Source organism: Lactobacillus xujianguonis (genome assembly GCF_004009905.1).
GTDB classification, from domain to species: Bacteria; Bacillota; Bacilli; order Lactobacillales; family Lactobacillaceae; genus Lactobacillus; species Lactobacillus xujianguonis.
On record NZ_ML136890.1, the window covers coordinates 1 to 25,845 of the forward strand.

Sequence of the window (25,845 nt, forward strand, 5' to 3'; positions counted from 1 at the left end):
TACCATGGACAAAAGAAGTTCAGAAAGTATGTAAAACAAAAGAGAAGCATACTAAAGCGGCCTAGCAGATACACTCTGTATCAAAGCTAGACCGCTTTTTCAATATACTTCAGTTTTTGACGCTTACCGTATAATTTCACAGTAATGAAATAGTAGATCAAGTAGAGGACTAAGAAAATGGTGAATGGAATCCAAATCTTGTCGTAAGGATCACGTAGAAGGGTTTTAAAGAATTGCAAACCGAAGAGCACATTGATGATTCCTAAGATTGCAGGTAAAGCGAAAAGTGTACCAATTTCTTTAGCAATCGAAGCCTTTAATAGTTTTTCTCTAGTTCCGATTTTCCAAAGCATCTTGTAACGTGGACGGTCACTATTAGTACCAGATAATACCTTAAACATTAAGGTTGAAGCTAGCATTGCTAGGAAAGCTAGGCCTAAGAAGAAGCCCATGAATTCAAAACCAGAAGCAATCCCTAATACTAAACGGTATTGCATAGCCTTGGTAAAGTTAGTAGCCATTTCAATATTTTCGGGAGTAATTCCTGCTTGCTTATTTAAAGTCTTGTTAGCAGCATCTTGCAATTTATCAACATTAGCGAAGTTACGCTTAAAGTCATTGACTACCAAGTATTCAATATGTTGGTTAGGAGCTTTAAGTTGGTCGTATTGTTTTTGACTAACCATCTTAACTTGGCTAATTGAAGTTGGAAAAGCAGTCATATTTTCTAATGACATGCGCGCATTTTCATTCTTGCTCTTGAGCTTAGCGAGAGTGATTGTTTCCGTATAAGCTTGGTTTGTATCAGTCGTGTTGTTTTTATTGATCTTGTAGTAACGATAACGCAATTTGCTCTTAGCAATTTCTGGTTCAGAAACATAAAGGATTTTTTCTGCCTTTTTGCCTTTACCAGTAGTAATCAGTTTGTAGTTTAAAGCAGCTTTTTCTTTAATTGAAACTTTCTTTAATTGCTTTTTTACAGCAGCATCTTTGTTAAATAAGACTACGTCGTAGTAGGTGGTTTCAGTGGCTTGATCAGTCATGCTATTAAAGTTTAAGCCGACAGTAATCGCACCAAGGGCCAAAGCAAAAAGAATTGAAACAATAGAAAGAATACGAGTGTAGTCAGTTAATCTGAATTTTAATTGACCTAAAGTAAAGGCGTGTAAATTCTTGAATTTGAACTTTTTATTTGCTCTTAACAGATCAATAACAGTGGTGAAGAAGGAGTCAAAGGTGAAGTAGGAACCAATCACAATGGTAAAGAAGGCAATGGTGATCGCATTTAATTTTAACTCAATCGCATGGGCCATTGCGATGTAACCGGTAGCTAATAAGCCAATCCCTAAAATTGCTTCGATCAACTTCACGAATTTATTGTGGCGAATTTTAACCGGCTTTTGATCTTCATGTAAAAGGTTGATGACATTAGCTTTAACTAATTGGTGTCGATTCCAAAAAGCAGCTAGGAAGAAGAGGACTGTGAAGAAATCGATCGTCCACAGAAAAGCTGGTAAGTAAAAACCAACAAATTTATGGATGACTAACCCAAGTTGAGAAATCAAGGTGGTTGAAACCCATTGAGTTAAACCAATTCCGATGACTGAACCTAAGATAGTTGCCAGTAAACCAACGACTAAAGTTTCATTGAAAATCAATTGTCCAATCTTGCTCGTTCTTGCACCCAGCATCATATACATGCCGTAATCTTTTTTCCGCATACTTAGCAAGAAACTGTTGGCGTACGTGATGTAGACAAAAGTGATTAAGGCAAGAAGTGCAATCCCAAACACGAAGACAAAACGCGTTGTGGCAAAGGCGATGGCAAGGGCTCCTTTTGTGAAAGATTCGTTTAATGCGATTGATAAGAACATGTAAAAGATCGCAGCGGCCAAAGTTAAACCGGAGAAGAGAATCGCATAATCTTTAAATCGGCTTTTGAGGCCTGTTAATGATAATTTCCAAAGCATGATAAATCTTCCTTTCTAACGACGGCCGAGTTCAGCAATAATGTCTTGGTAAAATTCTTCATTGCTCTTGCCATTTTTGCGTAATTCCTTACCAATCTTCCCATCCTTGATAAAGAGAATTCTTTGTGTGTAAGAAGCTGAATATGGATCATGAGTAACCATTAAGATTGAGACATGGTCTTTTTGATTTAAGTCACTCATTGTTTCAAGTAATTCAGTGGCTGATTTTGAATCAAGGGCACCGGTTGGTTCATCACCATAAAGAATGGCCGGATTATGAACCAAAGCTCTAGCAGAAGCAACTCTTTGTTTTTGCCCACCGGAAATTTCAGCCGGATACTTATCCAAAATATGAGCAATCCCTAAGCGATCAGCAATTTGGCGAACTTTTTGTTCAATCACTCTTGGCTTTTCGTTTTGCAATGATAAAGGTAAGGCAATGTTTTCGCGGTTGGTTAAATTTTCCAACAAATTAAAATCTTGGAAGATAAAGCCAATTTCTTTGCCACGGAAGTCGGCCATTTGATTTTTCTTTAGCAAAGTAATGTCTTGTTGGTTAACAAACACATTTCCAGTTGTCGGCTTGTCCAAAGTTGAAAGGATATTCAAGAGGGTGGTTTTACCGGATCCAGAAGCCCCCATGATGCCAACGAATTCACCTTTTTCAACTGTAAAGTTAACGTTCTTTAATACTTGATATTGCTTTTCATTTTTCTTGCCATAAGTTTTAGTAACTTGGTCTACTTTAAGAATTTCAGTCATGATGATTACCTCAAATCTATTCCCGTTTTAGTGTACTACTTGAGTAATACAATAATATGGATTAAGGTATTTGTCAATCTTTTGTGTTCAAAAAAACTTTATTTTTTTGCTTTACCTGTCTAATCGGGAAAGTAATGCTATACAAATGAATAAATCGTTGACAATTGATAAACAAGTCATATAATTTGCTTATCAAATAGTTAGAACATCAAACTATTTGATAAGCGACATACTTTGGAGGTGAAGATAGTGAAGATGAATGCCGCAGCAATCTCACAATTAACTGGTAAAAGCGCACCGCTCAGCTTCTTAGATGAAGTTGAAGCCAGCGATGAGCAGTCATTAACGGCTAAGGCTAGTGTCAGCATGAACGAGAATTTCTTTCAAGGACACTTTCCTGGTAATCCTGTAATGCCAGGAGTGTTAATCATTGAAAGCTTAGTTCAAGCGGTTGAAGTTTTAACTCACAAGCACCTCAAGTTGCAGCAAGTAAAAAAGGCCCGTTTTCATAAAATGGTCAAACCTGGTGATCAATTAACCATCAAGGTTAACCGCAGTCAAAAAGATGACGGCTTTGAAGCTCAAGCTTTACTCGGTGAGGAATTAGCCTGCAGTGCAAAGTTGTATTTCTTTTAGTTAGAAAAAACCTTTTATTCTATAATTTAGTTTGAAGTAAAAAATATTCGAATATTGAACTAAATTAGAGGAATTCCTATGAATCATTTATATAAAGAAATTAACGACGCATTGTACAACACTTACTACGGAATTAACCGCATTGAAGAACAAGAATTGAAGAAAAGTCGCTTCAAGGATTTAACCGTTAAAGAAATGCATGCCATTGATGCCATTACCATGTATGAACAGTTAACTACTTCAGAAGTGGCGAAGAAACTGCACTTATCACGGGCGACCGTGACTTCGACGGTTGATCGCTTAGTTAAGAAAGGCTATGCCGAGCGAGTAAGAGATGAGACAGATCGCCGGATCGTTAGGTTGAAGTTAACCAAGAAGGGCCGCGTTTTATGTCGGGCTTACCGGGCTTACCACAACATGATGGTGCGGAGTTTCTTGCAGAATCTGGATCAAGATGAACTAGAAACGATTTATCATGCGTTTAAGAATTTGGAAAAATTTGTGAATGCACATTAGATTGGATTGAATGACAAAGTGAAGGATATTGAAATTGCGGCAAGCAGTTGGACGACTCCTGAGCGCGTGGTCACGAATGACCAATTAAGCCAAATCATGGATACGTCTGATGAATGGATCACCGAGAGAACGGGGATCAAGCAAAGACATCTTAGCACTGATGAAAATACGTCTGATTTAGCAGTCAAAGTTGCTCAAGATTTGTTAACTAAAGCCGATACTCAAGCTGAAGACCTTGATTTAATCATTGTAGCAACGATGTCACCAGATAATATGACCCCTAGTACCGCTGCCATGGTTCAAGGAAAAATCGGTGCCCAAAAGGCAGTTGCTTTTGACTTGTCAGCTGCTTGCTCTGGTTTCTCCTTTGCTTTTTCCGTTGCGCGCGATATGATGGTCGCCAATTCTTGGCAAAAAGCCTTAGTAATTGGCAGCGAGGTTCTGAGCAAGTTAATTGATTGGCATGATCGTTCCACCGCTGTTTTGTTTGGCGATGGAGCTGGTGGGGTTTTGCTTCAAGCTAGTAGTGAGCACCACTTTTTAGCCAGTGACTTACGCGTCTTTGGTGAAAGTGGTGACAAACTAATTGCTGGTCATACTGCTCCACAAGCTGATTATGTTAACAATTCTCGCCAGATGACGGCTTTTCAGATGGCCGGCCGGGATGTTTATCGCTTTGCGACTCATGAAGTACCTAATTCTTTAAAACGGGCTGCTGACAAAGCTAGCATTAATCTTGAGCAGATTAATCATTTTTTACTGCATCAAGCTAACAGCCGGATTATTACGCAGGTTGCTAAGCGACTTAAACAGCCGCTAGAGAAGTTTCCAATTAACATTGATGAAGTTGGTAACACCTCAGCTGCTAGTGAGCCAATTTTACTTGCTCAATGCATAGAAAAAGACATTGTTAAGCAGGGTGACATTATTGCCCTCAGTGGTTTTGGTGGTGGCTTAACTACTGGAACCGTCATTATTAAGTATTAAAAGAAAAGGAAAAGATAGACATGACTAAAGAAGAAATTTTAAAAGACGTACAAGCAATCGCTCAAGATGAATTAGATGTTGAACCAGACAAGATTACTTTGGACACTAACATCAAAGAAGACTTGGATGCTGACAGCTTAGACTTGTTTGAAATCTTAAACGAATTAGAAGACAAGTACGACATCGAATTAGATCCAGATGATGGCATTACTACTATTGGTCAATTAGTTGACTTTGTAAAAGCAGAAATGGACAAATAAAAAGAATGAAATTAGGAATTCTTTTTAGTGGTCAAGGTGCTCAAAAAGCAGGAATGGGCTTGGACTTTCTGGCGGATCCACTTTTTAAAGAAACCATTGAGACGGCTAGTGAAGCTAGTCAGCAAGATATTGTGGCCCTCTTTAAAGATGAACACGATGAATTAAACAAGACAATTCATGTGCAACCAGCCTTGATTGCCTTTGAAGCAGGTGTGTTCTGCATGCTTAAGCGAGACTTGCCAGCTTTGCCAATTGCTGGCATGGTTGGTCTATCCTTAGGTGAATGTGGGGCCATGTTTGCTAGTGATGCTTTGCCTTTAGCAGACACGATCAGTTTAGTTAGTGATCGGGCTCGCTACATGCAAGCAGATGCCGACAAGGTTGATAACGGAATGGCTGCTTTAGTCAAGCCTGACTTAGACAAAGTGAATGAGATTATCGCGACTTTGAAGAAACAAAATAAACAAGTTTATCTCTCTAATTACAATTCACCAAGTCAAGTCGTGATTGGCGGCGTTAAGCAAGATGTTGATGATGCTGCTGAAGCAATTAGTGAAGCCAAAGCTGCTAAGCGAGTAGTTAACTTACGGGTCAATGGGGCTTTCCACACGCCATTGTTTAATGGTGCCCGTCAAAAAATGCATGATCGTTTGCAAGAGGTTAACTTCAAGCAAACTACTTATCCGGTAATTTCTAACACTACAGTTAAGCCATTTACGACTGACTGGGCAGAAATTATGGAAAAGCAATTAGCAGTACCAACTCATTTTGGTGACGATTTAGCTTATTTAGTTGAAAATCAAGGAATTGATTCAACCCTTGAAATTGGCCCAGGGAAGACTTTATCAAGTTTTGCTCGCCAAGTAGATCGTAAGCTGAAGCGTTACAATATTGAGAATTTTGATCAGTATCAAGAATTTGTTGAGGCAGAAAATGAAGCTGAAAAATAAAGTAGTTCTGATTACCGGTTCTACTCACGGGATTGGCGCCAGCATGACGGTGGCTTTTGCAAAGCAAGGCGCTAAAGTCTTAGTTAATGGACGTCATGAAGAGATGCCGGAAGAATTAAAAAGCGAGCTTGAAGCAGCTGGAGCCACTTATCACTATTTGCAAGCTGATCTTGCGCAAAGTGATTTAAAGGCTTTTGCTGAAGAAGCTTGGGATGTATATGGCCAAATCGATGTCTTAATCAATAACGCTGGCATTGGCCGCGACAAGATGTTTATCGGCATGCGCGAGCATGATTATGACGAAGTAATGAACTTAGATTTGAAAGTGCCATTCTTCTTAACCAAGGCAATTCTAAAGAAAATGAATAAACAACGCTCTGGTGTCATTATTAATATGTCAAGTGTCGTTGGCTTACATGGTAACGCTGGTCAAGCCAATTATGCCGCTGCTAAGGCGGGCTTAGTTGGGCTGACTAAATCCGTTGCGCGTGAAGCGGCGTTACGCAGTATTCGTGTGAATGCGATTGCGCCAGGAATGATTGACACTGAGATGACGCAGAAGTTATCTGAGCGGGTAAAAGAGAATATTTTACAGCAGATTCCATTGAAGCGCTGGGGTGAACCTAGTGAAATAGCGCAGACTGCTATTTTTTTGGCCCAAAATGACTACATTACGGGTCAAACAGTCGTCGTTGATGGTGGAATGACAATTTAGGAGGACAGCATGCACCGAGTTGTAATTACTGGTATGGGCGCAATTGCTCCAAATGGTAATGGATTAAAAAACTTTGTAGAAAATACGTTGAACGGCAAAATCGGCATTAAGCCAATTTCTAAGTTTGATGCCAGTCAAACGGGAATCACGGTGGCAGGAGAAGTCGATGACTTCGATCCACGTGATTATGTTGGTAAAAAAGAAGCCCGCCGGATGGATCTTTATTCCCAATATGCAGTCCAAACAGCAGCTGAAGCAGTTGAAATGGCTGGACTTAATGAAGAAAACACTAAGCCAGAAGACTTAGGTGTGATCTACGGTTCAGGAATTGGCGGTTTGACTACCATTCAAGATCAAGTGATCCGCATGCATGATAAAGGACCACGCCGCGTTTCACCATTCTTTATTCCCATGGCCATTGCCAACATGGCAGCTGGTAATATCTCAATTCGGTTCCATGCTAAAAATATTTCAACTTCCATTGTGACGGCTTGTGCCACTGGTACCAATTCAATTGGTGAAGCCTACCGTCAAATTAAAGAAGGCCGTGCTGAAGCCATGATTGCGGGTGGTTCTGAAGCAACCATTAACGAAACAGCAATTTCTGGTTTTGCTGCTTTAACTGCTTTATCACAAAGTACTGATCCGGAACATGCTTCTTTGCCATTTGATCAAGACCGTAACGGCTTTGTTTTAGGTGAAGGTGCTGGTGCGATGGTGCTCGAAAGTTTAGAACATGCCCAAGCTCGTGGCGCTAAGATCCTCGGCGAAGTGGTTGGTTATGGCGCAACTAGTGATGCTTACCATATTACTTCTCCAGATCCAGAGGGTGAAGGTGCTGCCAGAGCCATGTCATTAGCAATCGAAGAGGCAGGTATTAAGCCGGAGCAAGTCGATTATGTGAATGCTCATGGTACCGCAACACATGCCAATGATAGCGGTGAAGCCAAGGCAATCAATCAGGTCTTTGGTAAAGATAGCGATGTTTTAGTCAGCTCTACTAAAGGGATGACTGGTCACTTATTAGGTGCTGCTGGTGCGATTGAAGCGGTGATTACAGTCGCCAGTTTAAACGTAGGTAAGTTGCCAATGAACGTTGGCTGTTTTAACCAAGATCCAGAATGTGAAGTTAAGTTAGTAAACCAAGATAATCAAACAAAAGCTGCTAAATATGCGATTTCCAATTCCTTTGGTTTTGGTGGACATAATGCAGTGTTAGCTTTTAAGAAATGGGATGAACAATAAATGGAATTAGATCAAATTCAAGCCTTGATGGATCGGTTTGAAAATTCTGATGTGCGAGAATTGAAAATTGATGACGGTGATTTTCATTTATATTTGAGTAAGAATCGTCAAAATAACAATCCACAAGCTACGCTTAATCCTGTTAAGGCTCCTGCAGCTACCAAGGCAGTTGAAACTGAAAATGCACCAGCACCAGCTCCTAAAAAGGCAACTGGTAAGGCGATTAAAGCACCAATTGTTGGGATTGTCTATTTACAAGCTAAGCCGGGTCAACCAGCCTTTGTTAAGCCAGGTGATCATGTTAAAGCCGGTGATACCATCTGTATCATTGAAGCCATGAAGATGATGACTGAAGTCAAGAGTGATTTAACTGGTACGGTAACAGCAGTTAATGTTGAAAACGAAGACTTGGTTGAAGTTGACCAACCTTTGATTACAGTAGAGGAAGATTAAGCATGACGGAATTAGGAATCGCTGAAATTGAAAAAATTATCCCACACCATTATCCCATGTTGTTAATTGATCGCGTCACTGAATTAAAGGCTGGCCTTAGTGCCCAGGCTCTTCACAGCGTAAACTTTAATGAACCCTTTGTTCATGCTAGTTCAAAGACTAATCCAGTTTTCCCAGCACCATTAATTATTGAAGCCTTAGCGCAAACTGGAGCTGTGGCTTTATTAAGTAAAAATGATTTTGCTGGTAAGACAGCGTATTTCGGCGGGATTAAACAAGCCGAGTTCTTTGGCGATGTTCATCCAGGAGACCAATTAGTATTAACAACGCGTTTAACAAAAATTAAGCGCAATATCGGTGTTGGTCAGGGTGTGGCGACCGTCAATGGCCGTAATATCGCTGAAGCAGAATTAACTTTCATGATTGGTTAGGTGAAGCAGGATGTTTAAGAAAGTTTTAGTAGCTAATCGTGGCGAAATTGCCGTGCGCATTATTCGCTCTTTAAGAGAAATGGGCATTAAGACGGTCGCCATTTATTCAACTGCTGACAAGGATAGTTTGCACGTTCAACTGGCTGATGAAGCGGTTTGTGTTGGTGGTCCGCAACCAAGTAGTTCTTATTTAAATATTAAAAATATTTTGGCTGCTGCAGTTGGTACCGGTGCAGAAGCCATTCACCCAGGATATGGCTTTTTATCTGAAAGTGCCGACTTTGCTAAAATGTGCCAAGAATGTGGCTTAACCTTTATTGGACCTAAGGCTGAAACCATTGACTTGATGGGTAACAAGGAACATGCGCGGCAAATGATGATCAAGCACGGCGTGCCTGTTACTCCAGGCAGTGAAAGTTTCATTGATTCAGCTGATGAAGCTAAAACAATTGCTGCTAAGATTGGTTATCCCGTTTTATTAAAGGCCGCTGCTGGCGGTGGCGGTAAAGGTATTCGGCAAGTTGCTCGTCCGGAAGATATGGCTGCTGCTTTAGCATCTGCCCAAAGTGAAGCTAAGACTGACTTTGGTGATGATCGCATGTATCTTGAAAAAGTCATGCAGAATGTCAAGCACATTGAAGTTCAAATCTTCCGTGATCAATTTGGTCAAACCGTTTATTTCCCAGAACGTGATTGTTCTTTGCAAAGAAATAAGCAAAAGGTGCTCGAAGAAAGTCCTTGCGACTTAATCACTGATGAAGAAAGAGCACATTTAGGCCAAATCGCCGTCCAAGCGGCCGAAGCAGCCGACTATGTCAATACTGGGACAATTGAGTTCTTAATGGATCAAGATCATCATTTTTACTTTATGGAAATGAATACCCGAATTCAGGTTGAACACACTGTAACCGAAATGGTGACGGGTGTTGATCTCGTTAAGGCACAAATTCAGGTTGCTAGTGGTGAAAAGTTGCCGTTTACGCAAGCAGATTTGAAGGCCAAGGGCCATGCTATTGAATGTCGAATTAATGCAGAAGATCCTGAAAATAACTTTATGCCTTCAGTCGGCAAAGTTGATTACTTATTCTTGCCAATTGGTAATCCAGGGATGCGCATTGATACGGCCTTATATCAAAATGAACAAATTTCACCATTCTACGATTCAATGTTAGCAAAAGTTGTAGCCTTTGGCAGAACTAGAGCTGAAGCAATTGCTAAGATGAAACGATTATTGCATGAGTTAATTTTACGCGGCATTCATACCAATCAAGAATTTCACCTGGCAATCTTGAATGATCCAGGATTCATTGCCGGCAACTTTACTAATACTTATTTAGAAAAAGAATTTTTACTAAAGTGGAAGGAAAGTTTAAAGGATGAAGCTGTATCAGCATAAAAATACGCCAACTGCCTTGCACATTAAAGCGGATAAAGCAGCTGACGATCGGGTCCCCGATGGGTTAATTCGGAAATGCCCAAAATGTGGCACTGAAATTTTTACTAATCAGTTAGATGAATATTTAACTTGTCCCAATTGCGATTATGGCTTCCGCCTGGCAGCCAAAAAGCGGGTCGCTTGGCTAGTTGATGACTTTGAAGAATGGGATCAAGATATTGTTCCTTCTGATCCCTTGGAATTTCCAGGTTATAAGCAAAAGGTAGCTAAGGCCCATAAAAATAGTGGCTTAGGTGAATCCGTCTTAACCGGATTAGCTCATATTAAGCATCAAGCTTTTGCCTTAGGCATTATGGATCCAACCTTTATCATGGGTTCTTTAGGACAAATGACAGGTGAAAAGTTGACGCGTTTGTTTGAAAAAGCAACTGTTGAAAAATTGCCAGTTGTGCTGTTCACTGCCTCAGGTGGAGCCAGAATGCAGGAAGGAATTTTATCCTTAATGCAAATGGCGAAGGTCTCAAATGCGGTTGCTAAGCATAGTCAAGCAGGCTTACTCTATATCGTTGTTTTAACTGATCCAACTACTGGTGGAGTGACCGCTAGTTTTGCGACCGAAGGTGACATTACTTTAGCTGAACCTCATGCCATGGTTGGTTTTGCCGGAAGAAGAGTGATTGAACAGACCATTCATGAAAAAATCGCTCCTGATTTGCAAGACGCGGAAAACGTGTTAAAGCACGGGTTTATCGATCACATCGTTAAACGGCAAAATGAAAAAGACACGCTTAGTTGGTTATTACAGTTTGGAAGTGAAAGCAATGAATAGAGTAGCAATGGACGTGGTCAAAGCCGCTCGCTCAGAAGTGCATGTTTCAGGACATGAATTACGCTTGCAACTGTTTCCAGATTTCTTTGAATTACATGGTGACGGCTTAAGCGGCGATGATCCAGCAATTGTTGGCGGTCTAGCTACTTTTAATGGTCAACCAGTGACTGTGATCACGACTAGTCGTGGTCACAGTCTTGAAGAAAGAATGCAAAAGCACTTTGGTCAACCAGAACCAAGTGGGTATCGGAAAGTTTTGCGCTTAGTCAAAAATGCAGCTAAGTTTCATCGACCAGTTTTCTTATTCGTTGATACGGCCGGGGCTTATCCTGGTAAAAGCGCAGAAGAAAACGGTCAAGGTGAAGCCATTGCCCAGAATTTACTACAAATTGGGCAAATGGCAACCCCAATCATCACGGTGATGTACGGGGAAGGTGGCTCCGGTGGTGCTTTAGCCTTAGCGTGTGGGAATGAGGTCTGGATGCTTGAAAACAGTATGTATTCAGTCTTGTCGCCAGAAGGCTTTGCCTCTATTCTTTGGAAAGATGCCGATAAAGTGGCCGAAGCAGCCAGCAAGATGAAGTTAACGCCAGAAGATTTATTATCACTAGATGTCATTGAAGGTATTATCGATGAACCAGCTGATCATACAGTGGTTTGCCGCAATATTAAGCAGCGCTTGGAAACAGAATTAGCTAAACTGCAGGCAATGAGTGATGATGAGTTGTTAAAACGGCGTTATGAAAGATTTAGAAAATTTTAGGTGAAAATCATGAGTGGAATTTTAGACGGAAAAAAGATCTTAGTCATGGGTGTGGCTAACAATCGTTCAATTGCTTGGGGTTGTGCGCAAGCCATGACTGAGCAAGGTGCAGAAGTTATTTACACTTACCAAAATGAACGCTTGAAGAAGTTTATTTCGAAGTTAGTTGATGATGAAGATCGTTTAATTGAATGCGATGTTTCAAGCGATAGCAGTATTGATCAAGCTTTTAGCACGATGGAGAGTCATTTTGGCAAGATTGACGGGATTGTTCATGCCATTGCCTTTGCTAAGAAGGAAGAATTAGGTGGTTCAATATTGAACTCAACTCGTGAAGGCTTTGGTCAAGCGCTTGATGTTTCTTCATACTCATTGTTGGCAGTTGCTAAAGCTGGCGCTAAGATTTTAAATAATCCAGCCAGCATCGTGACTTTGACTTACATGGGTAGTGACCGAGCTTTACTTAACTACAATACGATGGGGATTGCTAAGGCTGCCTTAGAGTCAGGGATGCGTTACTTAGCTCGTGACTTAGGACCTGCTGGTGTTCGCGTAAATGCAATTTCTGCAGGGGCCATGCGGACCTTAGCTGTTTCAGGCATCAAGGGCCACTCAGAGCTCATTAAAGAATCTCAAAGTGAAACTGTTGATGGCGTTAACGTTACTCAAATGGAAGTTGGTAATACTTGTGTCTTCTTGATGAGTGATTTGGCTAGCGGTGTTACTGGTGATGTAATTTTCGTTGATAAAGGTGTTCACTTAAGATAATGCAAGAATTTTGGTTAGCGGAAACTCCCTCAACCCAAGACTGTGCGAAAGAATATTTGCAGGTGCATCGCGAAAACGCGGTCTTTATTGCTGAAAAGCAAACTGCTGGCTACGGTAAACAAGGGCGGTCATTTTATTCCCCAAAAGATACTGGAATCTATTTCAGTCTGGCATTGCCAGATTTTAACTTTCTGGAAAGTAAAAAAAGTCTTTTAACTCCAGCCATTGCGACCGCCATCGTCAAGGTCTTAGCAGCAGAATTCCCTCAATTACCTTTTCGAATCAAATGGGTCAACGATTTGTATTTGCATGGTAAAAAAATTGCTGGGATTTTGACGGAAAAAGTAGCTAATGATTTAGTCATTGGGGTAGGCATTAATTTAACCACTTCCCATTTCCCTGAAAACTTAAGGTCAAAAGCTGGGAGCATTACGCAAGACCAGGTTAATCGAGACAGATTAACTAAAGAATTATTCTTGGCGGTTAAAAGTGCGACGACGCACTACCTTGATCTCTCATTTCTAGAACTTTACCGCCAAAAATCGCTACTCTTACAGCAAATGGTTACCCTCAAACTCGGCCGACAAAAGATCACTGGCCAAGTGGTGGCAATTGATGATCAAGGAAAAATTGGCCTCAAAAACAATAGCGGCGTGCATTACTACAGTAGCGGTGAAGTAGTTAAAGTCGAATTTTAATAAAAAGAAAAGGTCATCCTCAATTAATGAAGATGACCTTTTCTGTGTTCGAGTTTTAACAAGGGAATCTTCAGGCATTTAGGATTCCTTGTTATTGAATATTTTAGCAGACTAAAACCGGCAAAGACAAGACTAGTTTAGCTTATTATGTTAGACTGCTAATGGAGGAAGTTTCATTATGAAAATGAATGGAAAACAAACTAAGATCTTCAAGTGGGTCTTAGCGATCTTGTCACTTTTAGCAAGTGGCGACTTATTCTTTGTGATGGGGACGGAGATCTATCGTAATCAACTAATTGGGGTGAAGGTTCACCTGAGTTTTTATCTACCAATTATTTTCTTTGCCCTATTATTTATCGTCATTGCAGGATTATATTTTATTATTGAAAAACGCTCGATTCGGATTGTGCAGAATTCGCTATTGATAATTACGCTAGGCTTTACCTTTGCTTCGATCTTTACCAGTTGGCCGGCCTTTTTATCAATGGATCAAGAGTGGTTAACTATGATCAATGAGTTATTACTTTCGATCACTGTCATTGCCGGGCTGGTCTTCACCAATATGCCAAGCTTGACTGATAACAAGCATATCTTGTTGTTCTGCTTAAAGTTTGTCAATGTCCTGCTCGCTTTATTTGCAGGAGTTTACATCTTTGTTGCTTTGTCAGTTGGTGGGTCCATGTTTCTGCAACTGCCAATTTGGCAACAGAATCTGGCGATTGTCGGACTAATTGTCTTGATGATGTTAAACTTGGTCTATGCGATTGTCATTTGGCTGAAGCATTACCATGGATGGTGGACCTGGATCTGTGCGGTCCTGATTGCGATTGAAATTAATTGGCCATTCTTCCATGGCAATTCGATGATTCCGGTGCTCTCTCTTTGGATGGGCATTTTGCAGGCGATTGTCATTTTGATTGCGATTTTCGGCATGAATTATTTGAATGAAAAATTGAATTAAATCTGACGCGACTTTGATGAAAGTTGCGTTTTTTTTGTAGGTGAAAATACTATTGTTGCGTCATCCATAGTAAGATAGATATTAAGGAAGTGATCAACAGAAGAAAGCAGGAAAAATGAAAAATAAAGTATTCATCGGTACCATTGGGGATGACACCGTTTATTTTGATCGGCAAAGCAAAAAGGCGTTGCTCGTTAAGAATTTCAAAAAGCTGGATCCTAGCAAGGCAAAAGTTAATGATACTTCACCAGACCTGGGCATCGCGACGATGCTGTTGATTTTAGCACTGATGGTAGCTTGTTTATGGGTTGATATGACAGATAAAGATTTTGATTTTGAAAAAATTAAGCTCATGCTGCTGCTATTAGGGATCAATGTCATTGGCAGTTTATGCGTTTTTCTGTTTTATCACCGGAAAATATATCCGCGTAAAGTAAAATATGAGTTAGCGACGAAGAAAGAATTCGAAATTGCAGCACGCAATAATCCGTATTACCGCAGGGCGATGGATGGCGATCAAGACGATGATCGTCGGTTGAATCAGATTTTCATTGCAATTATGATAGGTGATTTTCTAATTTTTCCTAGTGTAATGTATCTCATCGTCAATCTGTTTATGGCTATTTTAGTGCTTTTACTTTGCATGTGGATTAACGGCGTGTGTTTGCAAGTCCTGCTTTCTTATCATCAATTTCGGTATGGTGAAAAAATTAAAATGAAGAAAAATTATCAGATCGTTTATGCAATGGGTGAAAAATCCGCCGCGGAACTGCAGCGCAAGGGCCATGACCTGGGTGAAGAAAATCATCCCTTGATCGAATTTTTGGGATCAGTGATAGAAATGGTGTTTGAAATTTTTAAATAATATTGAGTCTTAGATCGGAAAAATAAATGAAAATATCTAAAAAGAAAATCCAAGAAGTTGAATATAAACTCTTGGATTACCAAATAGAAAAAGAAGCTTTGAAAAGAATAAAAATGAAGCCACAAATTGGCTATAGCGAAGAAGAAGTTTTCGGCCCTAATGGATTGAATGATGTTTCAATCAGCGACGATGATGGTTGGGAATAAAAAAGTCAGAAATCACATTTTTTATGATTTCTGACTTTTTTGTTTACGTGTAACGTTTCAACTGACGCTACTCTTCACTCTGCGATTAATAAGCGGATCAATAATGCCGATGAGCGCAATCACGATTGTCTGAATAATCAAAGCTGTCATAAAGACTTTGAAATCGATCATTGCCATGATGAAGAGCCAGCAGAGATAAACGACTGCGATTGGTCCCACGATCTTGCTAATCTTATCTTCCATAATCAAGTTGTCCATTAATTTCTTGCTCATAAGATCGCCTTCTTTGCTATTTCCACGTCTATTATTACGCGTTTAGCGGCAAAAATAAAGCGGTTACATCTAATCTTAATGTTAGTTACTTTGCTTTTAGAATGAGGTATTTTGATAAGTTAAAATGTAAAATGAATACTTCCAGATAGCGAATTTACTGCAATTATTTTTATTCTTGAGTATCATAGAATTAAAAACTGACAAATTTAAAAAATTATAGAGGCAAATAATGACGAAAAATGCATATTTGATTCACGGTACTTCAACAAAAGATGATGACTGGTTTCCCTGGCTTGAACAAGCTGCAGCGCCTGAGATTAAAGTTAATCGATTAGATTTACCGAATCCTTTTAATCCTGAGCAAAATGAATGGAATCAAGCGGTCGATGCGCAGATTCCTGTCGAAGACGGGATCACGATTATTGCTCACAGTTTGGGATGTGTTACGGCGTTACGGTATGTCGAGCGGCACCAGATTAAAGATGTTAATTTGATTTTGGTGGGTGCATTTGTTGACCCACTCTCGGCTTATCCTGAACTAAATAATTTCATGAATCCAGCACCTGATTTATCCAAAATTAAGAGTAAAATCTCTCATGCGACCGTAATCACTGCCGTTAACGATCCGATTGCACCGTATAAGATGGCGGTAAAAGTTGCTAATGAATTGGGCGCTAAACTCATTGTGCGTGAAAATGGCGGCCACTTTTTGAGTAGCGACGGTTACACAGAGTTCCCGTTGGTGTTGAAGGAACTGAAAGGATTTAATTGAGAAATAATAAATTCAGTTAAGTTGAGATTTCTAGCGGAATTCAATACAATAATAAAAGGAAAGAAGCTAACGAGTGCCAGTCGTTAACTCCATTTGTAACTCAGAATGACTAGATTGTTTGGCTAACCTTTGTGGTTAGCTTTTTCTTTTGCTATTCTAATAAAAATATTCTATTAAATAATAAAAATAAATTTATTTTTTGAAAGAGATATTCAAGATATAATGAAAGCGATTTAATGATTGATTTAACTGAAAGGAATAGAGTTTTATGACCAAGAAAACTATTAAAGCACAAGCCGATGGCCGTAACGGTGAGATCGATTTTGATATTAATGTTGATGACAATCAAATAAAGGATATAACTGTAACCAAGAGTTCTGAAACACCTGCAATTTTTAATCAAGCTTTTGGTAAATTGAAGAACAATATTATTGAAAACCAAAGTTTTGATGTTGATGCAATTTCTGGTGCATCTTTGATGACTCAAGCCATGCTTGACTCAGGTAAGAAGGCCTTAGAAGAGGAAAATATCAAGCCAGAAGCTAAAAAAGAAAATACTGAATACGAGAAGAAAGAACTTGATGTTGATGTGGCAGTCATTGGATCAGGAATGGCTGGATTGATGGCTGCTAGTCGCGCTCTTTCTATGGGCAAACGAGTTGTTGTTTTAGAAAAGAATGGTTACTTAGGTGGAGCTACTATTTTAAACGGATCTAATGTTGTCGGAACTGGTTCAAAAGTTTCAGCTAAGTTATTTGGCGATGAAGCTAAGAAGGATTCACCTAAGAGACTTGTAAACGACATTACACGAGAAAGTCGTGGTACAAACTACCCAATGCTTTCTAATTTATTAGCAAACAATATTGGTAAAGCCGTTGACTTTATTACTTCTTTTGCTGATCTAACTTATCAAAAAGCCGAAACTCAAACAATTGAACATAGCGTTGATCGTCAGATTGAAATGCCATCTGAAAGTTCATATGAATTAATTACTAAAGTGGCAAAGGCATTTGAAGAAAAAGGCGGTCAAATTTTACTTGATGCTCGCGTGGAAAAATTAAATAAAGATCAAAATGGAAAACTTGTTTCATTGGTTGCAAATGGTAAACACCAAGAAGTTACTGTAACTTTCAAATCATTAGTCTTAGCTGCCGGTGGTTGGGGTGCCCGTGATTATAAGGCCCACAAGACCGATATTCCATATTATGGTCCAATGACCTCAACTGGTGATTACTTCAATTTTGCTAAGGATATGAACTTAGTTACTAGAAACCTTGATTGGTACAAGGTGTATCCACACGGCTTGGAAGTTGAACCAGGGATTGCTAAGTTAACCACTTACTCAACTAAAGAAGTTACCGATATGGGAGCTATCTTTGTAAATCACGCTGGTAAGCGAATTGTTAATGAATCTGCACCTTACACTCACTTTAGAGATGCCATCGCAGCTCAAAAGGACAAGGTTGCCTACATTATCATGGATCAAAAGATGTGGGATCGTTTCTACGAATTGATGCTTAAGTATGGTTTCAATAAAGACGAAGTGCAAGGGTTCTTTGATCTTGATGGTAAGAAGAGTCCAGTATTAGTTAAAGGTGATTTACAAACAGTTGCTGACAAGGCTGGTATTGATTACAAGACATTGCAAGAAACTTTAGATAATTATCAAGCAGATGTTAAAGCAAAGTATGATCCTGAATTTGGTAGAGATGCGAAGTTTTTACACCCTTATGAAGGTGATACTTATTACGTTATTGAACAAAAGTTACGTTTCTGCACAACTCTTGGTGGTTATGAAATTAATGCTCAAATGCAGCTTTTAGATACAGAAATGCAACCAGTTCCTAACTTCTATGCAGCAGGTGAAATTGTTGGTGGTGCAAACGGTCATGATTCAATGCCAAGCATGATGAATTCTTGGTCATATGCTTCTGGATTTGTAGCCGGAACAGTCGCAGCTGATAACTCAAACTACAATTTTGATGAAAGTTCTAAAGCAGAAGATAGTGATGCGGTATCAGGAGCTTCAGAAGCTTAGGAAGTGTTAGAAATATAGATGGAGGACAGAAAGATGAAGAGTAACAGGTCAAATCCGAGATATCGCCGCTTGTCATTTTCCCTTTATCTTAATTATGTTGTACATGGTTTTGGCTTGCTGATTTTAGCACAGAACATGTCAGCGTTAAGTAAAGCGTGGAATGTTCCATTAGCGGTGGTTTCATACGTAATCTCTGGAGTGGGAATTGGTCGATTACTTGCTTATTTGATAACTGGTTATTTTTCCGATAAGTTAAGTCGAAAATTCTTCGTCTATTTAGGCATGGCTTGTTACTTCATCTTTGCTGTGGGAATTCCATTCTCTAAATCTATTCCTTTATCTTATTTCTTTGCTATTTTGGCAGGGGTTGCAAATTCTGCTTTAGATGCAGGTACTTACACAACGTTTGTTGAAATGGCTAATGGTAATGGACGATACAATGTTTTGATTAAAGCTGTTGCTTCAATTGGTGAGTTTATTATTCCACTGTTAGTCAGCATGTTTGCTAATCTTCATGCCTGGTATGGTTGGAGCTTCATGGTCATGGCTGCTTTGTTAATTATTAATGCAATTTTGCTTTTACCATTAAAGTTTCCGAAACATTATGAAGCTGAAAGCACAGAAAAAGAAAGTAAAGAAACAAAAGCTCAGGGTAAGAAACTCGTTACGACTGTTCTGTTTGTTATTTATGGTTATCTTTCCATGGCGTTGATGATTTGGTACACTCAATGGATTACTTTATTTGGAAATCAAACTCATGGCTTTAGTAACCTGCAAAGTCACTTTCTTTTATCTTTGTATAGTATCGGATCAATCATTGGTGTTTTGCTTTTGTTTGTACTGTTAGGTAGAAATGTTTCTGAAACGGGGATTATGATAGCAATGAATGTTATTGCTACTTTATCACTAGCAGTTTTAATCTTTACTCAAAATGTCCATCTTTCAGAAATAGCTAGCTTTATGTTTGGTTTCAGTGCCGCTAGCGGCGTTATGCAGACAGGGCTAACTGCGTTTATGCGACTTTACCCAAGTCGGCGTGGATTAGTGACAGGTGTCTTTTATTTCTTTGGCGCCATTGCCTCCTTTACTGTACCAATCATTACAGGAGTTTTATCTAAGCAAAGCATTGGTTTAGCATTTGGTGCTGATATAGTAATTGGTTTAATTGCATGCGTTGTTGTCACGTTGATTGCAATTTTAATGCGTAAAGTTGATCATTTACCAGAAAAATAAAAATGAAAAAGCTGATTGATTTCATTGGTTAATGAAATACGATCAGCTTTTTTCTACTTAAATTAAGATATTTTTGTCTAAATAATTTTCTTTACAATACTTACATACGAAGTCAAAAAAGAGTGACATTGAAGATGTCATGAAATGATTATTTTTAGTGATAGCAAATAATCTGTGATAATTTTTCTTTACATCAAGGTGAAGTAATTCAACTTGATCTTGAGCCAATTGTGGTAAATGAGGAATGATAGCCACACCAAAATTCCAGTGTACAAATCCGATGATTGTGTGATCTTCAATTGCTTCGATTCTTACATTTGGGTTTAGACCTTCATTAGTAATTATATCTTCAATAGTAGGGCGCAGACCACTTTGCTCTGAATAAGCAATTAATGGATACTGAAGTAATTGCTTTAAAGTGACACTGTCACCATTTTGTTTACCAAGTGGGTGATGAGGTGGAACGGCAGCCATGATTTCTTGATTAACAATATGGGTTAGATTAATTTGATTATTATTCTTGAGGTTTCTAGGTTCAGAAGAGAAAACGATATCTAATTTATCGTCAAGTAAATCATGAACTAATTCGTCAGTTGTTCCTTGTTTAAAAGAAAATGTAACTTGATTGTGTTGCGGATCTTTAAGAAACTGCCTTACAATCTCTGGCACAATATTTTGTCCCATGGTGAAAGTAAAGCCAAGGTTGATGTGACCCTTGTTAACGTTTAAAAGCTCTGCAATATATTCAGATCCTTTATTTAATTCACCGAGGCCTTCTTTGACGTATTTAAGATAAATCTTTCCATAATTAGTTAGTTTGATATTCCGCCCATCTTTTTCGAATAATGGCACACCTAACTCTTCTTCAAGGTTGTTAATTGCATATGAAAGAGAGGGCTGGGAAATTCCTAATTCTTCTGCAGCTTTTGCCATATGTTCTGTTTTGGCTAGAACCATAAAGAATTCTAAATGACGTAGATTCATAAAAATAACCTCGATTCTAAAAAATTTTTCGGTTACAAGTAAATCATAAAAGAATTTAATGAATAAAACAATTTTACTTTATTTATCCAGTATTATGCAAGCGGTACCATATAGATGAATTGAGAAATGAATAACATTTTTTAAGAGGAGAACATAAAATGACAGAAGATAGTAGAAGTAACAAAATCGAAGACATTAAGATTACCGGATTAGATGGTAAGCCAATTACCGGTTGGCTTGATGGTCACACAATTTTAGTAGGTTTAATGGCCTACCCAATTCGTCACTCAATGTCACCAACAATGCACAACAATTCCTTTGCCAAGTTAGGTTTAAACGGTGCTTACCTTTGCTTTGAAATTGGCAATGACAAGCTTGAAGGAGCAGTTAATGCAATTCGTACTTTAGATATGCGTGGATCAAATGTTTCAATGCCTAACAAGAAGGAAGTTATCAAGTACTTGGATAAGCTTTCTCCAGCTTCAGAAATGTGTGATGCAGTAAACACTATTGTTAACGACCATGGTACTTTAACTGGTTACACTACTGATGGTATCGGTTTTGTTCAATCACTTAAAGATGAAGGCATCTCAATTAAGGATAAGGTTATGACCTTAGCTGGTGCCGGTGGTGCTGCTACTCCAATTGCAGTTCAATCAGCTCTTGATGGTGTTAAGGAAATTAGAATCTTCAATATCCAAGATGACAAGTGGGCTCAAGCTGAAAAGAACGTTAAGACTATTCAAGAAAAGACTGACTGTAAAGTTTCCTTGACCGACTTAGCTGATCAAGATGCCTTCAAGAAGTCAATTGCTGAATCAGACATTTACTGTGATGCTACTGGTGTAGGGATGAAGCCACTTGAAGACATGACTTTAGTTGAAGACCCATCATGGTTCCACAAGGACATGGTTGTCTTTGATACTGTTTATGCACCAAGAACTACTAAGTTAATGAAGGTTGCTCAAAAGGCTGGTGTTAAGCACGTCTTTGATGGTATCGGCATGATGATTGAACAAGGTGCTGCTTCATTCAAACTTTGGACCGGTAAGGATATGCCAACTGACTACATTCGTGAAATTATGTTCTCAGATGAAGAAAAGAATAAGTAAAATTTTCTAATTTAATTATCGAAAAATATTGTTTAACCTCTTGTAGGTATCTTGCTACAAGAGGTTTTTCAAAAGGAGAATGAAATGAAAAATAAGTATACGCCAACGGCGCTAGCCTTGTACTTTAACTACTTCGTTCACGGTATGGGTGTAATTATCCTATCGCAAAATGCCACAGCCTTAGCTCATCAATGGGGTACTACTGTTACAGGAGCATTAGCAGTTGTTTCAGCACTTGGTGTTGGGAGAATTATTAACTTGTTAATTTCAGGTATTTTATCTGATAAGTTTGGTAGAAAGCCATTTGTTCAATTAGGTATTGCAACTTACTTTATTTTCTTCGTAGGTATTCTATTTTCTAAGAATGTAGTTGTTGCTTATATCTTAGGTATCTTAGCTGGGATGGCTAACTCATTCCTTGATACTGGTACTTATCCTGGCTTGATGGAAATCTATCCTAATGCAAAGGGTACTTCAAACGTTATTTTGAAAGCCTTCATTTCTGCAGGTCAATTCTTACTTCCATTTATTGTTAGTGGTTTAGCTGCAGCAGGTTTATGGTATGGTTGGTCATTCTTGATCCCAGCAGCTATCTTAGTTATCACTTTCTTGTACTTCTTATTTGGTGGAGCTTTCCCAGATTCAAAGGCTGCTGCTGAAGCAGATGAAAAGAAGGAAGCTGCAGAAGAAGCCGTTAGTGGTTCTAAAGTTAAGAGTAACCTTTGGTTAGATGGTACTTTATTTATTATCTATGGTTACATTTCACAAGCTACTTTCTACTTAGTAAGTCAAATGTTGACTCAATATGGTCAAGAAGTTGGTCATATGGCACAAGGCGCAGCTCACTCACTTGTTTCTTGGTACTCACTCGGTTCAATCATCTGTGTATTGTTGACTGCTGTTCTTGGTAAGAAGATTAGTGAAATTCAATTTGTTCCTGTTTATACTTTAGGTGCATTTATTTCAATCTTATTAATGTGGATGTTCCCAACTAGTCCAGTTTTGATGGGAATCTTAGCTTTCTTAGTTGGATTCTTTGCAGCTGGTGGTGTAATGCAATTAGCATTAACAGTTATGGCAGATTTCTTCCCAGCTGGTAAAGGTACTGTAACTGGTTTCTTCTACACTGCAGGTTCAATTGCTTCATTTACTATTCCACTATTCATTGGCTGGATTGGTAACATGAGAAACGTTATGTTCTTCGACGTAATCGTTGCATTGATTGGTTTCATTGATACTGCTTTAATTGCAATTCGTTACAAGAAGTTATTTGGTAAATTAGGTAAATAATTAGAGAGGTCATAACTATGGCAACCGTAAAGATTAGAAATATTGTTTTAGGTGAAGGCTTACCTAAGATCGCTGTGCCTAATGTGGGCACTAATGAAGATGAAATCTTGGCATCGGCTAAGAAAATCGTTGCTGCTAAGCCTGACTTAATGGAATGGCGGATTGACTACGATACTACCGGTATTGAAGACAGTTCTAAGTTAATTGCCACTGCGAAGAAGTTAAGAGAAGCAGTTGGTGAATTACCAATTTTAGTTACTTTTAGAACTAAAAACGAAGGCGGCGTGCTGGAATTAAGTGAAGATAAGTATCTTGACTTAGTGCAAACGGTGATTGAACAGCGTTTGGGGGATGCCGTTGATATTGAGTTATTCCATGATGAACAACGGGTGAAGGACTTGGTCAAACTTGCCCATGACTATAATGTCGTCGTCATCATGAGTAACCATGACTTTGAAAAAGTTCCTGCTAAGGACGTCATTGAATTCAGATTGAAGAAGATGGCAGAACTTGGTGCTGACGTGCCAAAATTAGCTTGCATGCCACACACCGCAGAAGATGTGTTGACTTTACTCAGTGCCACGACCGCTGCTAGTCATGTCATTGACAAGCCATTGATCACGATGGCCATGGGTGACTTGGGTAAAGTTAGCCGGGTAGCTGGACAAGTATTTGGCTCAAGCTTATCCTTTGGTGCAGTAGGGCAGACTTCGGCACCAGGACAACTTTCAATTGAAGATCTGCGTCAAGCAGAATCTTGTTTGGAAGTTAAATAGATCGAAAATATTATTGTTGAGTTTTTAGAAAACTAATTCCAAAAGGGCGATTGATCGAGAGGTCAGTCGCCCTTTTTATGGGATTAAAAATTATAATTATAATCATTATTATTACGATTATAATAATTAAGCAGGAGGCGAAAGCAAAAAATGTTTATCGGTCGCAAAGATGAATTAGCTAGTTTAAATGAGCACTATCAAAACAATGAATTTGAGTTTGCCGTGATTTACGGACGACGACGAATGGGTAAAACAACCTTAATTTCGAAATTTGTTGAAGATAAAGACGTAATCTGTTTCACGGCAATGCCGGAAAATAAAAAGTCTATCTTACAACGCATGAGTAGAGCCGTTGCTCAATTCGAAGACCCTGAAATAAATGCTGCACCAATGTATCGAGATTTTGATCAACTTCTGGATCGGGTGGCTGCTTTAGCTAAAAAGCAAAGACTGGTTTTTGTAATTGATGAGTACCCATATCTGGCTGAATCTTTTCCAGGTTTTAGCTCATTACTGCAAGCTTACATTGATCGCGTATTCAAGAAAACGCAATTATTTTTAATTCTTTGTGGTTCATCAATGTCCTTCATGGAAAAGCAGGTTCTAGGTTACCAAAGTCCTTTATACGGACGTCGTACCTTGCAATTGAAAATTGAGCCTTTCAATTTTCAAGAAGCACAGGAAATGTTACCTCAATTTAATAAACAAGACGCTTTTGCCATGTACGCGATTTCAGGTGGAATACCTTAGTATTTAAGTTACTTTAATAAAAAGTCCACAGTTAAAGAGGCGATTATTGATTGCTTTTTGAAAAAAGATGGCCGTCTTTTTGAAGAGCCAGGTAACTTGTTGAAGCAAGAATTGCGGGATCCTGCTAATTATAATTCGATCATTGCCGCAATTGCGAATGGTGCGTCAAGAACGAATGACATTGTCACTGCTAGTGGGATTGCAATTACGTCATTAAAACCGTACTTAGATAATCTAATCGAGTTAGAAATTATTAGGCGGACCTTGCCAATTACTGATGTAGGTAAGAAAAGTAAAAAGTCAGTTTGTCGTATTGCAGACGGGATGTTTAGATTCTGGTATCGGTTTATCCCTCCGCGTCTAACTCTGATTGAACGAAGGATGACCCAAGTTGCTTGGCAAGGAATCCAACCACAAATTAATCACTTTTTGGGCCCAGCTTTTGAAAAGCTCGCGCAAGATTATCTTTGGCAGCACTATGATGAGCAGACGCCGTTTACGCAATTAGGCAACTGGTGGGGCACCGATGCGCGCACTCACCAACAAGTTGAGTTAGATATTATGGGCTATTCAGCTGATGATCACAATTTTGCAATCTTTGGTGAATGTAAATGGCGCAATGAACCAGTAGTAAGCAGATATTAGAGAAGTTAGTCTTTAACAGTCAACTTTTCCCATAGCAGAGATGACTAATTGCAAGTTAATTAAGTTTGATGAAATGTGATGAAAAAAGACCAAATTAGTCTGAAAGATGGCTGAATTGGTCTTTTTTAGGTGCGAATTAGGATTCATGATATGATGACATTGTAAGAAAAAAGTTGTTAAACGGAGGTTTATCATGGAAGAAAAAGTTGTAAACAAGTCAGTTTTGAATGATGAAGAGTTGAGTAAGGTTATTGGTGGGAAAGATACAGTTGCATTAGCATATGGGTTCGGTGTAATTGATAAATTTCTGTTTGGAAATAGAGGTAAAAAGCATCATTAAAAAATGAATTTTCTCATTATCTATTTTTTTATAGCTATTTATTTTACTTCTATATTATTTGATATATATTGCTTTTATAAGATCTCAAATATCAAAATAAAGCATATAAAGGATATAGCGTTTATTTGTATCTATTTGATCGTTACGGTTACTTTAGATTCGTTGCTACTGAATTCGGGATTTATAATCTCCGACTTTCTGTTTTTGATTTTTCTATTTAT

General features: G+C 38.8%; 29 protein-coding genes. 25 read left to right on the plus strand and 4 right to left on the minus strand.

What is annotated here, in order from left to right; genetic code table 11:
• Nucleotides 1-86: 86 nt before the first annotated feature.
• Nucleotides 87-1,970, minus strand: a complete 1,884-nt coding sequence (locus EJK17_RS08070; protein WP_127796335.1) for an FtsX-like permease family protein — start codon at nt 1,968-1,970, stop codon at nt 87-89.
• 15 nt (nt 1,971-1,985) lie between these two features.
• On the minus strand, nt 1,986-2,732 hold the full coding sequence (locus EJK17_RS08075) for an ABC transporter ATP-binding protein (RefSeq protein ID WP_103662071.1): 747 nt from the start codon (nt 2,730-2,732) through the stop codon (nt 1,986-1,988).
• Between the two features lie 255 nt (nt 2,733-2,987).
• On the opposite strand from EJK17_RS08075, the gene EJK17_RS08080 reads away from it, so the two are divergent.
• From EJK17_RS08080 to EJK17_RS08155, 16 genes are all read left to right on the plus strand, one after another.
• Entirely contained in the window at nt 2,988-3,368 is a 381-nt protein-coding gene (locus tag EJK17_RS08080; protein WP_103662104.1) for a 3-hydroxyacyl-ACP dehydratase FabZ family protein, read from the plus strand.
• A gap of 78 nt (nt 3,369-3,446) precedes the next feature.
• Nucleotides 3,447-3,884, plus strand: a complete 438-nt coding sequence (locus EJK17_RS08085) for a MarR family winged helix-turn-helix transcriptional regulator (RefSeq protein WP_103662072.1) — start codon at nt 3,447-3,449, stop codon at nt 3,882-3,884.
• An 18-nt stretch (nt 3,885-3,902) separates the two neighbouring features.
• Entirely contained in the window at nt 3,903-4,871 is a 969-nt protein-coding gene (locus tag EJK17_RS08090; RefSeq protein WP_103662105.1) for a beta-ketoacyl-ACP synthase III, read from the plus strand.
• A gap of 20 nt (nt 4,872-4,891) precedes the next feature.
• A complete protein-coding gene (locus tag EJK17_RS08095; protein WP_103662073.1) occupies nt 4,892-5,131 on the plus strand; it encodes an acyl carrier protein in 240 nt (79 codons plus the stop codon).
• Between the two features lie 5 nt (nt 5,132-5,136).
• Nucleotides 5,137-6,081, plus strand: coding sequence for an ACP S-malonyltransferase (locus EJK17_RS08100; protein WP_103662074.1), 945 nt, complete (start codon nt 5,137-5,139; stop codon nt 6,079-6,081).
• On the plus strand, nt 6,065-6,796 hold the full coding sequence (locus tag EJK17_RS08105; protein WP_103662075.1) for a 3-oxoacyl-ACP reductase family protein: 732 nt from the start codon (nt 6,065-6,067) through the stop codon (nt 6,794-6,796). The genes EJK17_RS08100 and EJK17_RS08105 overlap by 17 nt, the downstream gene beginning before the upstream one ends.
• A gap of 9 nt (nt 6,797-6,805) precedes the next feature.
• Nucleotides 6,806-8,041: a beta-ketoacyl-ACP synthase II gene (fabF, locus tag EJK17_RS08110; RefSeq protein ID WP_103662076.1), complete on the plus strand. Its 1,236-nt coding sequence runs from the start codon at nt 6,806-6,808 to the stop codon at nt 8,039-8,041.
• A complete protein-coding gene (accB, locus tag EJK17_RS08115) occupies nt 8,042-8,494 on the plus strand; it encodes an acetyl-CoA carboxylase biotin carboxyl carrier protein (protein ID WP_103662077.1) in 453 nt (150 codons plus the stop codon). It abuts the gene before it with no gap.
• 2 nt (nt 8,495-8,496) lie between these two features.
• Nucleotides 8,497-8,925 carry a 3-hydroxyacyl-ACP dehydratase FabZ gene (fabZ, locus tag EJK17_RS08120; protein ID WP_103662078.1) on the plus strand — a complete coding sequence of 143 codons (429 nt, stop codon included), beginning with the start codon at nt 8,497-8,499 and terminating at the stop codon, nt 8,923-8,925.
• 10 nt (nt 8,926-8,935) lie between these two features.
• Nucleotides 8,936-10,321: an acetyl-CoA carboxylase biotin carboxylase subunit gene (accC, locus tag EJK17_RS08125; protein ID WP_103662079.1), complete on the plus strand. Its 1,386-nt coding sequence runs from the start codon at nt 8,936-8,938 to the stop codon at nt 10,319-10,321.
• Nucleotides 10,302-11,150: an acetyl-CoA carboxylase carboxyltransferase subunit beta gene (locus tag EJK17_RS08130; protein WP_103662080.1), complete on the plus strand. Its 849-nt coding sequence runs from the start codon at nt 10,302-10,304 to the stop codon at nt 11,148-11,150. The genes accC and EJK17_RS08130 overlap by 20 nt, the downstream gene beginning before the upstream one ends.
• Nucleotides 11,143-11,913: a carboxyltransferase subunit alpha gene (gene accA / locus EJK17_RS08135; protein WP_103662081.1), complete on the plus strand. Its 771-nt coding sequence runs from the start codon at nt 11,143-11,145 to the stop codon at nt 11,911-11,913. Before EJK17_RS08130 ends, accA begins: the two co-directional genes overlap by 8 nt.
• A gap of 9 nt (nt 11,914-11,922) precedes the next feature.
• Nucleotides 11,923-12,681, plus strand: coding sequence for an enoyl-ACP reductase FabI (gene fabI, locus EJK17_RS08140; protein WP_127796336.1), 759 nt, complete (start codon nt 11,923-11,925; stop codon nt 12,679-12,681).
• The gene (locus EJK17_RS08145; protein ID WP_103662083.1) at nt 12,681-13,379 is read left to right on the plus strand and encodes a biotin--[acetyl-CoA-carboxylase] ligase; all 699 of its coding nucleotides are present in this window, start codon (nt 12,681-12,683) and stop codon (nt 13,377-13,379) included. The genes fabI and EJK17_RS08145 overlap by 1 nt, the downstream gene beginning before the upstream one ends.
• Before the next feature lie 178 nt (nt 13,380-13,557).
• Nucleotides 13,558-14,340: a hypothetical protein gene (locus EJK17_RS08150; protein ID WP_103662084.1), complete on the plus strand. Its 783-nt coding sequence runs from the start codon at nt 13,558-13,560 to the stop codon at nt 14,338-14,340.
• Nucleotides 14,341-14,455: 115 nt separating this feature from the next.
• On the plus strand, nt 14,456-15,205 hold the full coding sequence (locus tag EJK17_RS08155; RefSeq protein WP_103662085.1) for a hypothetical protein: 750 nt from the start codon (nt 14,456-14,458) through the stop codon (nt 15,203-15,205).
• 263 nt (nt 15,206-15,468) lie between these two features.
• Here EJK17_RS08155 and EJK17_RS08160 read toward each other — a convergent pair whose 3' ends face one another.
• Nucleotides 15,469-15,684: a hypothetical protein gene (locus EJK17_RS08160; protein WP_103662087.1), complete on the minus strand. Its 216-nt coding sequence runs from the start codon at nt 15,682-15,684 to the stop codon at nt 15,469-15,471.
• 229 nt (nt 15,685-15,913) lie between these two features.
• Between EJK17_RS08160 and EJK17_RS08165 the strand changes: the two genes are divergently transcribed.
• From EJK17_RS08165 to EJK17_RS08175, 3 genes are all read left to right on the plus strand, one after another.
• Nucleotides 15,914-16,456, plus strand: coding sequence for an RBBP9/YdeN family alpha/beta hydrolase (locus tag EJK17_RS08165; RefSeq protein WP_103662088.1), 543 nt, complete (start codon nt 15,914-15,916; stop codon nt 16,454-16,456).
• Between the two features lie 268 nt (nt 16,457-16,724).
• The gene (locus EJK17_RS08170; RefSeq protein ID WP_103662089.1) at nt 16,725-18,494 is read left to right on the plus strand and encodes an FAD-dependent oxidoreductase; all 1,770 of its coding nucleotides are present in this window, start codon (nt 16,725-16,727) and stop codon (nt 18,492-18,494) included.
• 33 nt (nt 18,495-18,527) lie between these two features.
• Nucleotides 18,528-19,727, plus strand: a complete 1,200-nt coding sequence (locus EJK17_RS08175; RefSeq protein ID WP_103662090.1) for an MFS transporter — start codon at nt 18,528-18,530, stop codon at nt 19,725-19,727.
• 57 nt (nt 19,728-19,784) lie between these two features.
• On the opposite strand, the gene EJK17_RS08180 is transcribed toward EJK17_RS08175, so the two are convergent.
• Complete coding sequence (locus tag EJK17_RS08180; protein ID WP_103662091.1) at nt 19,785-20,711, minus strand: LysR family transcriptional regulator; 927 nt, start codon at nt 20,709-20,711, stop codon at nt 19,785-19,787.
• 158 nt (nt 20,712-20,869) lie between these two features.
• On the opposite strand from EJK17_RS08180, the gene EJK17_RS08185 reads away from it, so the two are divergent.
• From EJK17_RS08185 to EJK17_RS08205, 6 genes are all read left to right on the plus strand, one after another.
• Nucleotides 20,870-21,823, plus strand: a complete 954-nt coding sequence (locus EJK17_RS08185) for a shikimate dehydrogenase (RefSeq protein WP_103662092.1) — start codon at nt 20,870-20,872, stop codon at nt 21,821-21,823.
• A gap of 84 nt (nt 21,824-21,907) precedes the next feature.
• Complete coding sequence (locus tag EJK17_RS08190) at nt 21,908-23,113, plus strand: MFS transporter (protein ID WP_103662093.1); 1,206 nt, start codon at nt 21,908-21,910, stop codon at nt 23,111-23,113.
• Nucleotides 23,114-23,130: 17 nt separating this feature from the next.
• Complete coding sequence (aroD, locus tag EJK17_RS08195) at nt 23,131-23,889, plus strand: type I 3-dehydroquinate dehydratase (RefSeq protein WP_103662094.1); 759 nt, start codon at nt 23,131-23,133, stop codon at nt 23,887-23,889.
• A gap of 150 nt (nt 23,890-24,039) precedes the next feature.
• Nucleotides 24,040-24,639, plus strand: coding sequence for an AAA family ATPase (locus tag EJK17_RS12095; RefSeq protein ID WP_342769178.1), 600 nt, complete (start codon nt 24,040-24,042; stop codon nt 24,637-24,639).
• A 57-nt stretch (nt 24,640-24,696) separates the two neighbouring features.
• The gene (locus tag EJK17_RS12100; protein WP_342769179.1) at nt 24,697-25,284 is read left to right on the plus strand and encodes an ATP-binding protein; all 588 of its coding nucleotides are present in this window, start codon (nt 24,697-24,699) and stop codon (nt 25,282-25,284) included.
• Between the two features lie 193 nt (nt 25,285-25,477).
• Entirely contained in the window at nt 25,478-25,624 is a 147-nt protein-coding gene (locus tag EJK17_RS08205; protein ID WP_127796337.1) for a bacteriocin, read from the plus strand.
• The last annotated feature ends 221 nt before the right edge of the window (nt 25,625-25,845 follow it).

Coding starts and splice junctions, on each gene's coding strand:
- EJK17_RS08075 (WP_103662071.1), bottom strand. CDS start 2,732: ATGACTGAAATTCTTAAAGTAGACCAAGTTACTAAAACTTATGGCAAG.
- EJK17_RS08190 (WP_103662093.1), top strand. CDS start 21,908: ATGAAAAATAAGTATACGCCAACGGCGCTAGCCTTGTACTTTAACTAC.
- fabF (WP_103662076.1), top strand. CDS start 6,806: ATGCACCGAGTTGTAATTACTGGTATGGGCGCAATTGCTCCAAATGGT.
- fabZ (WP_103662078.1), top strand. CDS start 8,497: ATGACGGAATTAGGAATCGCTGAAATTGAAAAAATTATCCCACACCAT.
- EJK17_RS08185 (WP_103662092.1), top strand. CDS start 20,870: ATGACAGAAGATAGTAGAAGTAACAAAATCGAAGACATTAAGATTACC.
- EJK17_RS08085 (WP_103662072.1), top strand. CDS start 3,447: ATGAATCATTTATATAAAGAAATTAACGACGCATTGTACAACACTTAC.
- EJK17_RS12095 (WP_342769178.1), top strand. CDS start 24,040: ATGTTTATCGGTCGCAAAGATGAATTAGCTAGTTTAAATGAGCACTAT.
- EJK17_RS08205 (WP_127796337.1), top strand. CDS start 25,478: ATGGAAGAAAAAGTTGTAAACAAGTCAGTTTTGAATGATGAAGAGTTG.
- aroD (WP_103662094.1), top strand. CDS start 23,131: ATGGCAACCGTAAAGATTAGAAATATTGTTTTAGGTGAAGGCTTACCT.
- EJK17_RS08165 (WP_103662088.1), top strand. CDS start 15,914: ATGACGAAAAATGCATATTTGATTCACGGTACTTCAACAAAAGATGAT.
- EJK17_RS08100 (WP_103662074.1), top strand. CDS start 5,137: ATGAAATTAGGAATTCTTTTTAGTGGTCAAGGTGCTCAAAAAGCAGGA.
- EJK17_RS08095 (WP_103662073.1), top strand. CDS start 4,892: ATGACTAAAGAAGAAATTTTAAAAGACGTACAAGCAATCGCTCAAGAT.
- fabI (WP_127796336.1), top strand. CDS start 11,923: ATGAGTGGAATTTTAGACGGAAAAAAGATCTTAGTCATGGGTGTGGCT.
- EJK17_RS08180 (WP_103662091.1), bottom strand. CDS start 20,711: ATGAATCTACGTCATTTAGAATTCTTTATGGTTCTAGCCAAAACAGAA.
- EJK17_RS08170 (WP_103662089.1), top strand. CDS start 16,725: ATGACCAAGAAAACTATTAAAGCACAAGCCGATGGCCGTAACGGTGAG.
- EJK17_RS08175 (WP_103662090.1), top strand. CDS start 18,528: ATGAAGAGTAACAGGTCAAATCCGAGATATCGCCGCTTGTCATTTTCC.
- accA (WP_103662081.1), top strand. CDS start 11,143: ATGAATAGAGTAGCAATGGACGTGGTCAAAGCCGCTCGCTCAGAAGTG.
- EJK17_RS08150 (WP_103662084.1), top strand. CDS start 13,558: ATGAAAATGAATGGAAAACAAACTAAGATCTTCAAGTGGGTCTTAGCG.
- EJK17_RS08155 (WP_103662085.1), top strand. CDS start 14,456: ATGAAAAATAAAGTATTCATCGGTACCATTGGGGATGACACCGTTTAT.
- accB (WP_103662077.1), top strand. CDS start 8,042: ATGGAATTAGATCAAATTCAAGCCTTGATGGATCGGTTTGAAAATTCT.
- EJK17_RS08080 (WP_103662104.1), top strand. CDS start 2,988: ATGAATGCCGCAGCAATCTCACAATTAACTGGTAAAAGCGCACCGCTC.
- EJK17_RS08160 (WP_103662087.1), bottom strand. CDS start 15,684: ATGAGCAAGAAATTAATGGACAACTTGATTATGGAAGATAAGATTAGC.
- EJK17_RS08105 (WP_103662075.1), top strand. CDS start 6,065: ATGAAGCTGAAAAATAAAGTAGTTCTGATTACCGGTTCTACTCACGGG.
- accC (WP_103662079.1), top strand. CDS start 8,936: ATGTTTAAGAAAGTTTTAGTAGCTAATCGTGGCGAAATTGCCGTGCGC.
- EJK17_RS08070 (WP_127796335.1), bottom strand. CDS start 1,970: ATGCTTTGGAAATTATCATTAACAGGCCTCAAAAGCCGATTTAAAGAT.
- EJK17_RS08145 (WP_103662083.1), top strand. CDS start 12,681: ATGCAAGAATTTTGGTTAGCGGAAACTCCCTCAACCCAAGACTGTGCG.
- EJK17_RS08130 (WP_103662080.1), top strand. CDS start 10,302: ATGAAGCTGTATCAGCATAAAAATACGCCAACTGCCTTGCACATTAAA.